Raw genomic sequence first — 12,561 nt, 5'->3', positions numbered from 1 at the left:
CCTTCAGCTCACCCTATTATGAGTCAATTTTACGCGCAATAATGAAAACTACCATATTATGCATTCCATGTTGCCATTGAACTTCAATGGTAAAACCAGCGTCTTGAATTTCTTTCGCTAATTTTACTTTTGTTAGGATGAAGACATCGGGCATTATGCCCATGAATTTTCCCAGAGGTGCTAAGAGCTTAATAAACCGTATATAGGAATTGCCCATACAAACGGTACTACTCACGAAAACACCACCAGGCTTGAGGATTCTAGCAGCTTCTGCCAAAACATCTCTTCGATCTGGTAGTAAGTGAATAACATTTAAACCCAATACTGCATCAAAACTCTCAGACTCAGCATTGAATTCGGTTAACGTACCTCTGGTAAATCTAATATTATCGATGCAGGCTTCCCTGGCCTTAGTTCGACCAATCTCAAGCATGTTTTCAGATATATCTACCGCTTCAATATGTTGCACATACGGAGCGTGGTAAATCGCCGTAGTCCCTGTTCCGCAGCCAAACTCCAAAATATTCATATCAGGCGTAAAGAATTTCTGGGTATCTGAGAGCTTCTTCTGATAACTTGCCTCGTCAGAAATAGGGCTCCTAGCATACTCCTCTGCTTTTCTATCCCAGAACTTATCAGACCTATTCATATCAGTTCCTATATATAAACGCCAAGGCGTTATCGACGCTGTTTTTATACTCCCTGATTCATAAAGCCTCAAGCTGCGGACCGAAGTGTCTGAAAGCCTTAATATTTTATGTTTCTAAAACCCATTAAGGACACCCCACAACTTATCCCAGCGTTCAAGCTTTTCATCGGCACTCAAGAGTCTTGGCTGAATTTGAATAGGATTGCCAAGTTGATTCACGCCTTCCAATAAATTGGAATTTACTGCCCCGCGAAGCTGACCATTTATATTGCAGCCTACGGCTAGTAGTTCATTACAAGCTTTGCAATAGTAGAAATTAGCAAGCTGATCACCATTTTGTTTGGTTGAAATCCCATCACCAATGAAAGCCACTGACATATTCGGATCACTTATAATAAGTGACGGGTTGGCTTGGCAATAATTACAATCGCAAACGCGCGGATTCAAACCTTCGAGCGGTCCAGCTAACTGAACTTCAACCCGCCAACGGTTACATTTACACGATCCCTTAAAGAGCATAATAATTAGTGCCAATTACGATGAAAGATGCGCTTGCCTCAATTGCTGGAGGCTACTGGCGCATTTTTTGCCGGTTTTGTGGCAAAAAAAGGTGACAGTAACCAGAGATCAGATTGCAGGCATTTGGTACGCCCAGCATAGGCGCGAACTAATAGAGTGAAAGTCCCCTGTAGGAGGATCACTATTTAATGGCATTCCATTAAATGCTAACTACCAGCGAATGGCAACTGCAACATAGAGAGAAAGAGGCCATTAGCAAAACTACCAGCTGATGAACAGAAACGTCATATAAGGCTTAACCTATAAGGCGAGTTGGCCAAGGACGCCGGAGTCATGTGATCTAATGGGTAGAGTAAATGATGCAGTTGTGTAGTGGAAGTTCACGTTCTTATCTGGGGAGATCTGTTTAACTTACTATTGCTGAAGCTGCCAGCGTGGTCGCAGACTCATAAGTAGGCCCAGCCGCCACCATCGTGGGGATAGAACAAAGTGGTGGAACACACCAGCGCCTCGTCAGCATTACCAAATTGATTTGGCAGAAGTCAGCCGACAGCATAGTAGCCTAATGCCAAGATTACTACCTTGGTCATGGTGAAGGCTTGAACCTAAATCCATGAGTTAAAAGACAGGGCTAGCCTACCGATAGTTTTCCAATCGGATATAAAGTTGAGGTAGCGCACTGACATGGCATTCGACTCAAATGAAGACCTGCTCGACACTATCGTTGGGTAGAAATTTATTGCGGATAGGGAATCGTCCATTGCAGAACCGCACGATGGGCGGTGTGGGGCCGGTAGCTAGAAGCTACCGGCTACCCGATTTATATCCTTAGCTAAATAGTGGCACATCATCATGGATGTTCGACCAAGGTGGTTTTTCTGAGGTATACACTTGGATTTGTGGTGCTAGCTCATCAGTATAATTTTTAATTATACCTAGTGGTAAAACAAAATCGGCCGGGAAATGCTTCCCGTTAATAAGGTGAGTTGGTGTTCCACATGTGGAGCAGAAATTTTTGTATGATTTTTCGGTAGCTTGGTAACTGATAACCGAGTCTTCACCTTTAGATAATGAGAATTGTTCTTTTGGAATAACAGCATATGTACTGTGATCAGAGCCTTGTAACTTTCTACACATAGAGCAATGACACTTCACTACTGTCTTAATAGGAAGATCAAATTCCCAAGCTACAGAACCACAATGACAGCCTCCTTTTATTTTATTCAATTCCAGATCTCCGTGAAATATAACCGTTGATTATATTCATTTATTTTATTTTCTCCGGCTTAAGAGAAGGCTACATGTTAAACGAGATATAATATATGATACAGGTCATATTAAATTGTAGGCACATAAGAACTCATGCCTTATACAAAAGAGCACAAGGAAATTACTCGTAGACGAATTCTTGAAAGCGCATTCAGGCTTTTTACGGTCAAGGGTTTTGATGGCGTTACAGTGGATGGAGTGATGAAAGATTGCGGGCTCACCAGAGGAGCGTTTTATGCTCATTTTGACAGCAAAGCGGTGTTGTATCGTGAGTCCTTAAAATTTGCAGTCAATGGCACTAAGCTTGCTGAACTTAAACCAGATGGCACTACCGATAAGGAATGGCTATGCCTACTACTTGATGGATACCTTAGCTTAGAGCATGTGCGGGGTGAATACCCATGTCCACTTGCATTTCTAGCTTCGGATATAACCATGCAGGATGAAGAAACAAAAGCAACTTATGCAAGCATCTACGATGGCATGAACAAAGCAATTTTGGAATACGCTAAAAGCTATGTTGATTGCGACGAAGATGATATTTTGTCAGTAACTGCAATGCTCATTGGTGCAGTAGCCATAGCAAGAATCATAGGTAACGAGAGTTCCGTTACAAAATTATTGCAAGCGTGTCGCCAACAGGCGGGGTTGAAATTGGGTGGAATATAATGCTAAGCACAGGGACGGTCGAAACAGAGCGAAGCGGCGTATAAGCCGCCCCAGCCCGCGCTATTTGCAGAAGAGTACTGCGCTTGTATGGTTGATTAAATACAACCCTCCGCCAATATTAATTGACTATTAGTTGTCTTGTGGCGTATCGCAAATAGATCCTGTGCTTCTGGATCAGCTAAAAATTCTTTTGCTTTTTCAGTTGATGGAAATTCCAATATCACTAACCTCTCCGGAATCCAATTGCCTTCCATTTTTTCTGGAATCACTCCTTTTACAATGTATCTGCCGCCATGCTTTTCAATAAATGCCGGTATTTTTTTAGCGTATTCTAAGAAGCTCTCTAATACTTTAATTGAGAAATCTAAAACCAAATACCCTTTCATTTGCATTTACTCTATAATTTCTTTTGATGCATATTGCTGCGCTCAGCCGCGGATAACCTTGTGTGCTTTATGCACGGTAATGGGAACGCAGCGACCACACATAAAGTTCACAAAGTTAGCCGTTGGCCTGCAACGCATTGTTATGATTCTTGCCGGTTATTTTGTTTCTCAATTTCCTCGACCTTCCTATGCAACTCAACTAGAGAAGTAGAAATCTCAGTTAGAACAGGATTTGATTTAGAGTGGTTCCTTATTTCTTCTTCTCTCAATCCTAACTTAGAATCAATATAACCCAGTACCAAAGAGCAAAATACGAAGACAACAAGAATTATTGGGATAGATACATAGGGAAATTGAAAAACTAGATCTGTGAAGGTGTTTTCTCCAAAAGACTTGATGAAAACGAAAATTATCAGCAAAAACTGAATATAACCGATATACATCTTTGAACGATCTATATAGACCTTCCATCGAATTAAAGTTCTTTTATTTAACTTATTTCTCAATTGACCTCCCAGGTTATAACGCCGCCAGCAGGGGGTAGAGCACGCAGTACTGGCCTTGTATGGTTGTTCTTGCCCGATTCTAATGTTGAAAACCTTTCGCTAACGGGTAAATTGAGACCCACCTTCGGCGGCCACCGAAGGCTTTGTTTGCCACAGTTCGTTGTATTGTCGGCTCTTAAAAGACCGATAACAAGTAGGAACGTGACAGACACTCACTAGGCATAACTCGAATAGTCATGTGGGCCTCGAGCCCGAATAACAAGGTAGAGATAGCTTATCTTATGGAACCTCAAGAGATCAATGTCGGTATCGATACTAGCAGCAAGCAGCTCGATATTTTTGTGAGACCAACTGGCCAATTCTTTAGTGTTACCAATGATAAAAATGGTATTAAGCACGACATTAAACGACTGCAACCCCTTAAACCCAAAAGAGTACTTATCGAGTCCACCGAAAGGCTAGAACTGGAGTTTGTCTGTGCTGCCCACGAAGCGGGATTGCCGATTATTGTTAGCAATATCATCCCAAATTAAAGCAGATTTTTAAGCAATTAGTCGACGCTGGCAAACCCAAAAAATTGGCTCTCATTTCCTGTATGAGAAAGCAACTTACCATCCTGAATACCATGGTGGAAAATAAAACCTACTAGGATGAAAATATGGCTTAAAGGCTTGACGAGCAACCATAGTCACTTGTTATGTGATATGTCCTCGTACCAGTTGGCATGTGAGTACCGGACTGGGGGATGCTTCGGTTAGCACTTGGGTGTTGCCTTCGATGATCATAAAGCTCTGGGCGACTCGTAAGCTGATTAAGCAATTCGAAAGGAAGTTGGAGGGCTTCGGGAAAACCGATGCCTGGAGGCGGTTCGCGTTATCATCTCCAGTGAAACTTAGGTCCACGCCGGCCGATCGCCTCATTCACCACGCACGAGTAATTGCAGGTCCTCCGGATTCCCTTCGATAAGGCGGCTAAGGGATTCGGCGCGCGAGATCCGACCGTCTCTTAGCGTGTACAGGCTGATTACCTTGATTGTGAGCTGTTGGCCATCTTTCGCCTTCGCGCGCACCAGATGCACATCAGCTATCCGATCGCCCTCGCCAATTACGGAAAGGTAGTCGAACCTGACGGCCGAGTACTCCATACGGAACAAATTGATACGAGAATCGAGTTGCGATCGCCCAATCGTTGTGTCGTCGATCACCTGCACGAAGTCTTCGGTAAAGTAGCGGTCGGTGACCTTAGAATCAGCGTTTGGATCACATACCGCTTTGGCCATCTCATCCAGAAACGCTTCGGCCTGTTCACTATTCATTTTTCGATTCTTCTCCGTTCGCGTCCGATTGTGGTCGAACGCATGGGCAGACATCTACCACTGTCTAACGTTAAGGTTGACCGAGCCGTCATGCAGATCGCAAGAATTTAACAAACTAGGCGAAGCCTATCCCGCGAATTTGATTATAGCGGCTTCAGGCCAGCGCTTTGTTATGCGCAAGTTGGTCCGTACAAACCCTCGTTAGCGGGGTGGCAGTAAAGACAACCGCCGCCCTGAAAGTCGAAAGTGAGTAATGCACGAGTGTTGCACCGGTTCATGGTACTCGGGTCAGAATTTCTATCGAAAGCGTGTACAACCCTGTTTCTATCAATACAGAAAGCTCCCCATGCGTCACATGTCTCCAGGCGGAGTTTGCTGTGAATGGGTTTGGGCCTGAAGCGGAGCGTAGGCTGCACAGCCCAGCCAATGGCTGGGCGAACCTGCTTGGCCTATGGGGCAGCACCGTATAGTAAGTACCCCTGAATTACCCCATAAAAGAATACGCTCATCACAACACTACTTGGAACATAGTAACGAGCGTTATTTACCGGTAGAGTCGCAGCCAATAATGCTGAGCAAACCGATGAAATCACAGCAACCCCATACCAATTTCCCTTTAACCCCGGTGAAACCACCCATAGAACATATGTCATGGGAATCAAGCTTGACGCAAAAAGACAAGCCGTAAATTTCCACAGATATACACTTAATTTTTGGCCTTTGTGAATTCGGTTCAATTTCCAGCCCTATAACGCCCTGCATAATCGGCAGGCTGCGCGAAGCCTGGGCTGTCCGGTGGAAGCCACGTAGTGTCTGGAGCGAGGTTGATGCACTTGTTATGCATAGTCTGTCCACCGTCGTTGTTTACCAACCTTTTGCTTGTGCTCAGGATTATTATCAATAAATTCGGAGATGTCAGATTTACTTTTAGGTAGTGCCGGATCACTGTGATAGCCGCTACCCACAAAACGAAACCCAGCCTCCCATAATCTCTTTGCTGCTTCCCAAGCAGAAGAATCTGCTTTTGATGGTGCTGCAAAATTACGCCCCATGAATGCCATGCGATGACCGCAATTTGGGCACGCATGGATCATATCCGAATCTGGCTGATGAGCCGAGCCAGACGACGTACCTTCAATTGCTCGCCGCTTAAATGCAACTTGGCAATCAAAGCATGCAAACTTATGTAGGAACTCAGTCATAGTGCATAACGCCCAACACAGCGGCTAGAAAAGCTACAAGTAATTGTGAAACAATTTGAGTGACTGGTTTGACAGTCCGTTGCTGCTGCTTGTTAGGGCTACCATGCTAATTACTCTTGGGGGATTGGCAAACCATGTTGTTTTAGAAAAGAAAGCTTATCCCAATACCCTCTTTGAAATACGATCTTTCCATATTGGACTTGAAAGAAACCACATCCACGCAAACCTAGAGGGTCTTTCCATTCTAAAATTGCCCAATCTCCATCTTGAAAGATATGCTCTACAATGCAGACCATTTCTGCCGAGGTAAATTCTTCTTCAAATCTAGCTCGAATTGCTTCTTTGCCAACCACCTTATCATTAGCTACTTGATGGTTAATCGCATTATCAGAATAGAAGCTCACTATCTGATCTACATCAGCTTTATTAAAGGCTTCTACCCAAGCTTGAACAATTTCTTTTGGCTCCATAACTCGAATCCTCTTAGGACCTAACGCCGCAAACAGCGGCAGATTTGAAGCAGCGAAGCTGCTGAAAAACTGTCCAGCCCGTGTAGTGGGCGGTGCTGCTTTGCTTTGTTATGCAATGCTGGCATTGTTACTACTCTATTATTTGGCTTACGCTACTTGGATCAACTCCACACTCTTTGAGCCACGATGCCATTTCTGACAAGCTAATTGAGTGTTTTGTGGACGCTCCGCCGCTATAGTCCTCAAAATAGTAGCCTGAGCTATTGTGCCCCTCGTAGATTGTTTTTATACCTTTGCAATCTGCAAGAAACTCCCGTTTAAACGCATTCTTTCCCATTGGAGGCTTAGTTTGTGACTGCGTTGTACAACCCGCTTGCACAAGAATAAGGAATATTAAAATAAATATCGGGACTTTCTTCACTCGTTTTCCTTGTGAGCATAACGCCTAGCACACGGGCGGCCGAAGCAAAGCGTAGGCCGTCCAGCCCACATATTTTGTGGGCAATCGTGCTGCTTTTTGTTATGCATTAGCCTCTCCGCCAGTCTTTAATAGTTGCAATAAGTAGGGCTATGAAAATTACTAGAAGGAAAAAGGCAACACCATAGCCCACGGCACCATCTACTTTAGCTCCTTTGGCCTCCCAATGCCCATAGGTTATAAGCTGATATAGCATTGCAAAAGATATGAAGCCACTAGTAAATACAGCTAGTAACATATGCCGCAAATTGAAAAGCTTTTTCCCAAAAGCAAGCTCCCCCATGAAGGAGTCTCGATTTTTCTATCGAGGCCTTTTCGACGCCATCGGCGGTCTTTGAGATTAGACATAGTTTTATTCATAACAGTGTATTCAAAAGAAGCTGCATCATATCACCTGTCAACATATCCCTAGAGTGGGAGGTCACTCCTATCAGGAAAAAGCAGATAAATCAGTACGTTAGCTATTACCGGTGAGAAATTGCTCTATTGGATATGCTGCGGCCGCAATATATTTTGTTCATTTGATCACAAGTGTAAACCATTAAGAATCAGCAAGTTAGGTTATATGTTGCTGTGGATATGTGAAGCTGCTCTTGATCATTGGTGGTGAAATTACAATAAATTGTCAGAGGTTGAGCTGAATCTAAGGAGAGTATAAAAGGTGTGATAGATGATATCCGCTCAAATGATCTGCTAAAGCAGAGTGCTTTATTAATATTCGGGGCCAAAGTATTCGAAAATAGTTACCACCGTACCGGTACCAGATAACCTTATCTTAAACGCTTGATGAAAACAGCATTGCCTTCGCTAATTGGGTAACCCCTAAAAATTCACAGCAATAATCTAAAAGCCTGCAAGATACTCAGGCTATCGAGAGACCATTCCCATCGATACAGGGAAGGAGTTTCTATTGGCGGTATTGATGATCTATTGTTTCTTGAATTTAATATGAGAGTCAGTGAAGAGTACTCATCCATTCTCCCTTTTCTATAGGCAACTGATAGTTTTCGCAGTATGAGCATTAAGAAATATAGGCACAAAAATGATCTTATTGGAATTTATTCAGTTTGTTTTAGTGTCAAAGCTGCGTAAAATCGATTGATATTTATTGGTATTTTGGCCGGAATTGGGTGGCCTTTTGAAGGCCGATGGCCAAAGACCAAAGGGATTCGAGAGAATCAAGACTTCTAAGAGTTTTCTAAAGAACCATCTTCTCACAGGAGAACGGTAGCGTGACGTAAGAGACAGTAAAAGGCGCTGACCCAAGGTGCAGCAACACCAGGGGCCAGCTAACCAAATTGATACACAGACTATCAAAGTGGCTACATGCATAGTACGCTAGAAACCCGCTCGTCTTCAATAAACTGGAGAACATTCAGCGGCTTGGAGCGATTCCCCAAGCTCCGGGAGCGTTGTGCCTGCCTTTTCTTCTTCTATGCTTACCGTTCCCGCGCACCACCCCGTATTTCCTCACAACGTTACTTTCTCAGCCTTCCATCGTGGGAAGGTCTACCCATGGTTTAACTATCAGTAGGAAATAACTATGTTGATTTTAAAGCGCCGGACAGGTGAAAATTTAAGGATTGGAGCCAATGTGTCGATTACAGTTTTGGAAGTTAAGGGTAATCAGGTAAAGATAGGGATACGTGCTCCCAGATCCCTGCCCGTGCACCGTGAAGAAATATATATACGTGTTCAAAAGGAGGGACATTAGAGAATTGAAATCGTCGTGACTCGGTCGCAACTACGGAAAATTACGAAGTTCGGATTTTTAAAGTAAAGGCCAACGGCTAGAGCTTAAAAAATTCCGAACTATCGCTTTGTATGTGTGGTTCTACATTCTAACAATTAATTTCTGTGAAGAGTAATTATTTAAATAAATTTAAGCTGCTATGCGGTAAATTATTTGGTTTTATTTGGGAGGTTTTTTTAAGAGTTTTTGCTAACCACGGTTCAGAGGTTTTTTGTAGGTTGAGTGGATTAGCGCCACTATTTAATAGTACGAGATTACCACTAGCATCTGATTGCTGTTTGACAAACAAAGGTACCCAATTGTTTTCGCTATTTTCTATTGCTCCAGCCCAAGTTCCGCCTTTTCCTTCATCAGCTCTCACAACTAAGGCAGAGTTTGCAATGGTATAAATATATTTATTACGAGCCATAGCATTACCGACATTAAAGCCTGCCTCTGGGTAAAAACTTGATATCAATACTAGTTGGCCACTCTTGAGGTGTTTGCGCCATTTACTTGCTGTAGCTGCTTTTAAAAGGCTGTCACCCATAATACCGATTGCAGTGCCACCAGCATTTAGTGACGCGAGCATGGCGGTCTCATCAACGCCACGTGCAGCACCGGAAACAATATTGATATTTTCTTTCGCAGCTTGCTCAGCAATTTTTTGTGTAAATTGCTCATCGACATAATCGATTCCGCGAGAGCCAATAACAGCTAATCCCCCTTTTGAAGTAATTCAATATTTCCAATACCAAAGAATACCGGCGGTGAAATATGGCGAAGTTGCTTTTTTAGTAGCTGTGGGTACTCACTGTCTTGCCTAGTAATCACCCAAATTCCAGCTCGTTGCCATTTTTCCAGAGCCAAGCCCATGGCAGCTTTTCGATCTAATATGTTTGCTAGACGATCGGTTGTGATTTTTCCTTTTGGGTCTTTCCATTTTACTGCTATTTCATCAAACTGATGGAATAGTGAACAAGGTGTATAGTGAAATTCATGCAACCAACGAGCAAAGCGACCATATTCGGCGGCTGTTAGTGGGCTAGCCTCACCTTTTTTAGGTTTACTAAAAAAGGTTGATAACAGAATAAGTGCTTGTTTATTTTCACTATATAGATTGCTTTGAGTGTTCAATTTATTGCTCATTAATTCGATTTCGTTGACATAACAGCCATTGGAAATACTGGGCCGCAATTTGCTTTTCTCAGCAATGCAGATATAACCGCGAAAGTCCAACCTGAATCTGAAGCATCATCAATCAATAACACAGGTTCTGATTCTTGCACATTTTGTACAATAAAGGCACCATCAAGGTTTTTACAACGAAAATCGCTATTTTCCATGCGCTTTTGTGGATATGTCTCTTTTACTTTCACTACCGCCTCTTTACACTCCAAACCAAGCTTTTGAGCCACGAGCTCAGCAAAGTCTTTAACTAGATTAGGGAAGTTTTGTGATGGTACATAAGTTACCCATGTAGGCATAGGGTTTGGCTGCCAGCGGTGTTTAATCATTTCGATGCAGGCATCGGCGAGTTTTGGATCAAATGCATGTGCTCGTTTGCCAGCAGCAGCTATTTCACCCCAGCCAGCTTCACCCCAGTGGCATAGTGCTGCACCAGGTTCGTGTTCTAGCTCCTCTAGACGGTAAGGAAATTTATACTGAGGAAACCTATTTGCTGCTTGAACGTGACCATTACCAAATTGTTTTTTGGGCGGGATTTCAATCATGGTATTACCCAAAAATTCCTGAGCCTGTTGCCCTAGTTTCTGAGGAAAAGTCGGATCAATTGCATTATCAGGATCACAGTTGGCACATTTACCACAAGGCGATGCAAGTGTATCGTCAAGTGCTGAAGCTAATACTTGCATTAGACATCTACTACGTTCCCTAAGGTAATCTTGGATTTCCTGCCATTCATGCCTCTTTCTATTGGATAAACGTTGAATCATTTCTACAGGTAAGGAGTAATTATTAATTGTACGCTTATATAGAGTCCCTTCTTTGACAATCGGCGCTGGATATTCAGCCTGCAAGAATTTTAGCGCGGCCTCTATTTTCATTGGTGCATAGTTAAGGTGATTTTCAAGGTCAGTTTTTTTAAGTCCATTACAACCATCTTTTTCTAAAAGTGAGAGTAAATCATTTACTAATTCTTCTTTAGGAAATGCTTCTCGAATAAAATAGTTTTGTATTTCATGATCCTCATCACCAGAAAGTAATACACCATAAGCATCTTTAATGCTGCGACCAGCTCGGCCAACCTGTTGGTAGTAACTTATGATAGAGCTGGGACTTTGATAATGAAATACAAAAACTAAATCACCTTTATCAAAACCCATGCCCAAAGCGGATGTGCTCACGAGTACTTTTAGTTCATTATTTAGTAATTGTTGTTCTAGTTGCTCCCTTTTTAAGGCGCTATCATTATTATTCATGCCAGGAGATGATCCTGCATATCCCTCTGCTTTAATACCACAACTTCTTAACCACTTTGCTACTAAGAAAGCGTCATTTATAGTGGCAGTATAGACAATGCCCGTACCTTCTATTTGTGAGATGGTGTGAGTGAGCCAGGCTAAACGTTGTGAGCGCTTAGCTAGATAAATATTTTGTAGATGAATTGATTCTCGTGTCAATTGGCCGCGAAATAAATTAATTTGTTGTCCTTCAATTTTTAATTGCTCTCCTACATCTTCAATGACACGGCTAGTAGCAGTAGCAGTTGTTGCAAGTACAGGTATATTTACAATGTTACCAAGCACCCGTGAAATACGCCTATAATCAGGTCTAAAATCATGACCCCAGTCAGAAATACAATGAGCCTCATCGATAACAAAGAAGCCTGGATTAGATGGTATTATTACATTAGTAATGAAATCTGTATTGGCTAATTGTTCAGGTGCAATAATTAATGCATCTAAATATCCGGATAATAGTTTTTCTTTGTTCAGTTCATTTTGTTCAGGTTGCTGTGATGAATTAACCGTCCCTAAAGCGACGCCATACTTAGCAGCAGATTCAATTTGATTGCGCATTAAGGCCAGTAAGGGAGAAATAATTATTGTCGGGCCATGACCTTGCTCACGTATCATTTTAGTTGAAATGAAATATACTGAACTTTTACCCCAGCCAGTTCGTTGAACACAAATTAAACGATTACGTTGATTTACTATTGCATCAATTGATTCCCACTGATGCTCATGAAAATTAGCGGTCGAGCTACCAACCCCTTGTCTTAATAATTCCAATGCTCTTTGCTGACTCATTCTTAATCCTTCCTTGCTTTAAATTGTTTAATCCCTATGAATAGTGCTTATCTCACCAGCTCTGATTCATATCATTTTTATGATATCCATACAG

General features: G+C 42.4%; 14 protein-coding genes and 1 pseudogene. 4 read left to right on the top strand and 11 right to left on the bottom strand.

Annotated features, from left to right (window positions below; genetic code table 11):
- Nucleotides 1-16: 16 nt before the first annotated feature.
- The 3 genes from P3339_RS22380 to P3339_RS22370 form a co-directional block, all read right to left on the bottom strand.
- Nucleotides 17-649, bottom strand: coding sequence for a class I SAM-dependent methyltransferase (locus P3339_RS22380; RefSeq protein ID WP_282951950.1), 633 nt, complete (start codon nt 647-649; stop codon nt 17-19).
- 114 nt (nt 650-763) lie between these two features.
- The gene (locus tag P3339_RS22375; RefSeq protein WP_282951949.1) at nt 764-1,027 is read right to left on the bottom strand and encodes a hypothetical protein; all 264 of its coding nucleotides are present in this window, start codon (nt 1,025-1,027) and stop codon (nt 764-766) included.
- Nucleotides 1,028-1,996: 969 nt separating this feature from the next.
- The gene (locus tag P3339_RS22370; RefSeq protein WP_282951948.1) at nt 1,997-2,395 is read right to left on the bottom strand and encodes a GFA family protein; all 399 of its coding nucleotides are present in this window, start codon (nt 2,393-2,395) and stop codon (nt 1,997-1,999) included.
- Nucleotides 2,396-2,530: 135 nt separating this feature from the next.
- Between P3339_RS22370 and P3339_RS22365 the strand changes: the two genes are divergently transcribed.
- Nucleotides 2,531-3,106 (top strand): TetR/AcrR family transcriptional regulator, encoded by a 576-nt coding sequence (locus P3339_RS22365; RefSeq protein ID WP_282951947.1) that lies wholly within the window; start codon nt 2,531-2,533, stop codon nt 3,104-3,106.
- Between the two features lie 95 nt (nt 3,107-3,201).
- Here P3339_RS22365 and P3339_RS22360 read toward each other — a convergent pair whose 3' ends face one another.
- On the bottom strand, nt 3,202-3,492 hold the full coding sequence (locus P3339_RS22360; RefSeq protein WP_282951946.1) for a DUF1330 domain-containing protein: 291 nt from the start codon (nt 3,490-3,492) through the stop codon (nt 3,202-3,204).
- A gap of 787 nt (nt 3,493-4,279) precedes the next feature.
- On the opposite strand from P3339_RS22360, the gene P3339_RS22355 reads away from it, so the two are divergent.
- A complete protein-coding gene (locus P3339_RS22355; protein ID WP_282951945.1) occupies nt 4,280-4,531 on the top strand; it encodes a hypothetical protein in 252 nt (83 codons plus the stop codon).
- Nucleotides 4,532-4,548: 17 nt separating this feature from the next.
- A pseudogene (locus P3339_RS23855) lies at nt 4,549-4,647 on the top strand (IS110 family transposase); the annotation flags it as partial.
- 267 nt (nt 4,648-4,914) lie between these two features.
- Here the strand turns inward: P3339_RS23855 and P3339_RS22350 are convergent.
- From P3339_RS22350 to P3339_RS22335, 4 genes are all read right to left on the bottom strand, one after another.
- On the bottom strand, nt 4,915-5,313 hold the full coding sequence (locus tag P3339_RS22350) for a nuclear transport factor 2 family protein (RefSeq protein WP_108731335.1): 399 nt from the start codon (nt 5,311-5,313) through the stop codon (nt 4,915-4,917).
- An 836-nt stretch (nt 5,314-6,149) separates the two neighbouring features.
- Nucleotides 6,150-6,515: a hypothetical protein gene (locus tag P3339_RS22345; RefSeq protein WP_282951944.1), complete on the bottom strand. Its 366-nt coding sequence runs from the start codon at nt 6,513-6,515 to the stop codon at nt 6,150-6,152.
- 110 nt (nt 6,516-6,625) lie between these two features.
- The gene (locus P3339_RS22340; protein ID WP_282951943.1) at nt 6,626-6,985 is read right to left on the bottom strand and encodes a nuclear transport factor 2 family protein; all 360 of its coding nucleotides are present in this window, start codon (nt 6,983-6,985) and stop codon (nt 6,626-6,628) included.
- A 527-nt stretch (nt 6,986-7,512) separates the two neighbouring features.
- Nucleotides 7,513-7,746 carry a hypothetical protein gene (locus P3339_RS22335; protein ID WP_282951942.1) on the bottom strand — a complete coding sequence of 78 codons (234 nt, stop codon included), beginning with the start codon at nt 7,744-7,746 and terminating at the stop codon, nt 7,513-7,515.
- A 1,260-nt stretch (nt 7,747-9,006) separates the two neighbouring features.
- Here P3339_RS22335 and csrA point away from each other — a divergent pair.
- Nucleotides 9,007-9,177: a carbon storage regulator CsrA gene (gene csrA, locus P3339_RS22330; RefSeq protein ID WP_282951941.1), complete on the top strand. Its 171-nt coding sequence runs from the start codon at nt 9,007-9,009 to the stop codon at nt 9,175-9,177.
- A gap of 154 nt (nt 9,178-9,331) precedes the next feature.
- Here csrA and P3339_RS22325 read toward each other — a convergent pair whose 3' ends face one another.
- Genes P3339_RS22325 through P3339_RS22315 form a run of 3 tightly spaced genes read right to left on the bottom strand, consistent with a single transcriptional unit; the run spans nt 9,332 to nt 12,467 of the window.
- A complete protein-coding gene (locus P3339_RS22325) occupies nt 9,332-9,892 on the bottom strand; it encodes a DNA-processing protein DprA (RefSeq protein WP_353056947.1) in 561 nt (186 codons plus the stop codon).
- Nucleotides 9,893-9,912: 20 nt separating this feature from the next.
- The gene (locus P3339_RS22320; RefSeq protein ID WP_282951940.1) at nt 9,913-10,344 is read right to left on the bottom strand and encodes a hypothetical protein; all 432 of its coding nucleotides are present in this window, start codon (nt 10,342-10,344) and stop codon (nt 9,913-9,915) included.
- Nucleotides 10,344-12,467: a RecQ family ATP-dependent DNA helicase gene (locus P3339_RS22315; RefSeq protein ID WP_282951939.1), complete on the bottom strand. Its 2,124-nt coding sequence runs from the start codon at nt 12,465-12,467 to the stop codon at nt 10,344-10,346. Before P3339_RS22315 ends, P3339_RS22320 begins: the two co-directional genes overlap by 1 nt.
- Between the last annotated feature and the right edge of the window lie 94 nt (nt 12,468-12,561).

The sequence above is a fragment of the Microbulbifer sp. MLAF003 genome (assembly GCF_030012965.1).
GTDB lineage: Bacteria > Pseudomonadota > Gammaproteobacteria > Pseudomonadales > Cellvibrionaceae > Microbulbifer > Microbulbifer variabilis.
The sequence above is the reverse complement of the archived record's forward strand: the minus strand, read 5'-3'. Positions and strand labels throughout refer to the sequence as shown.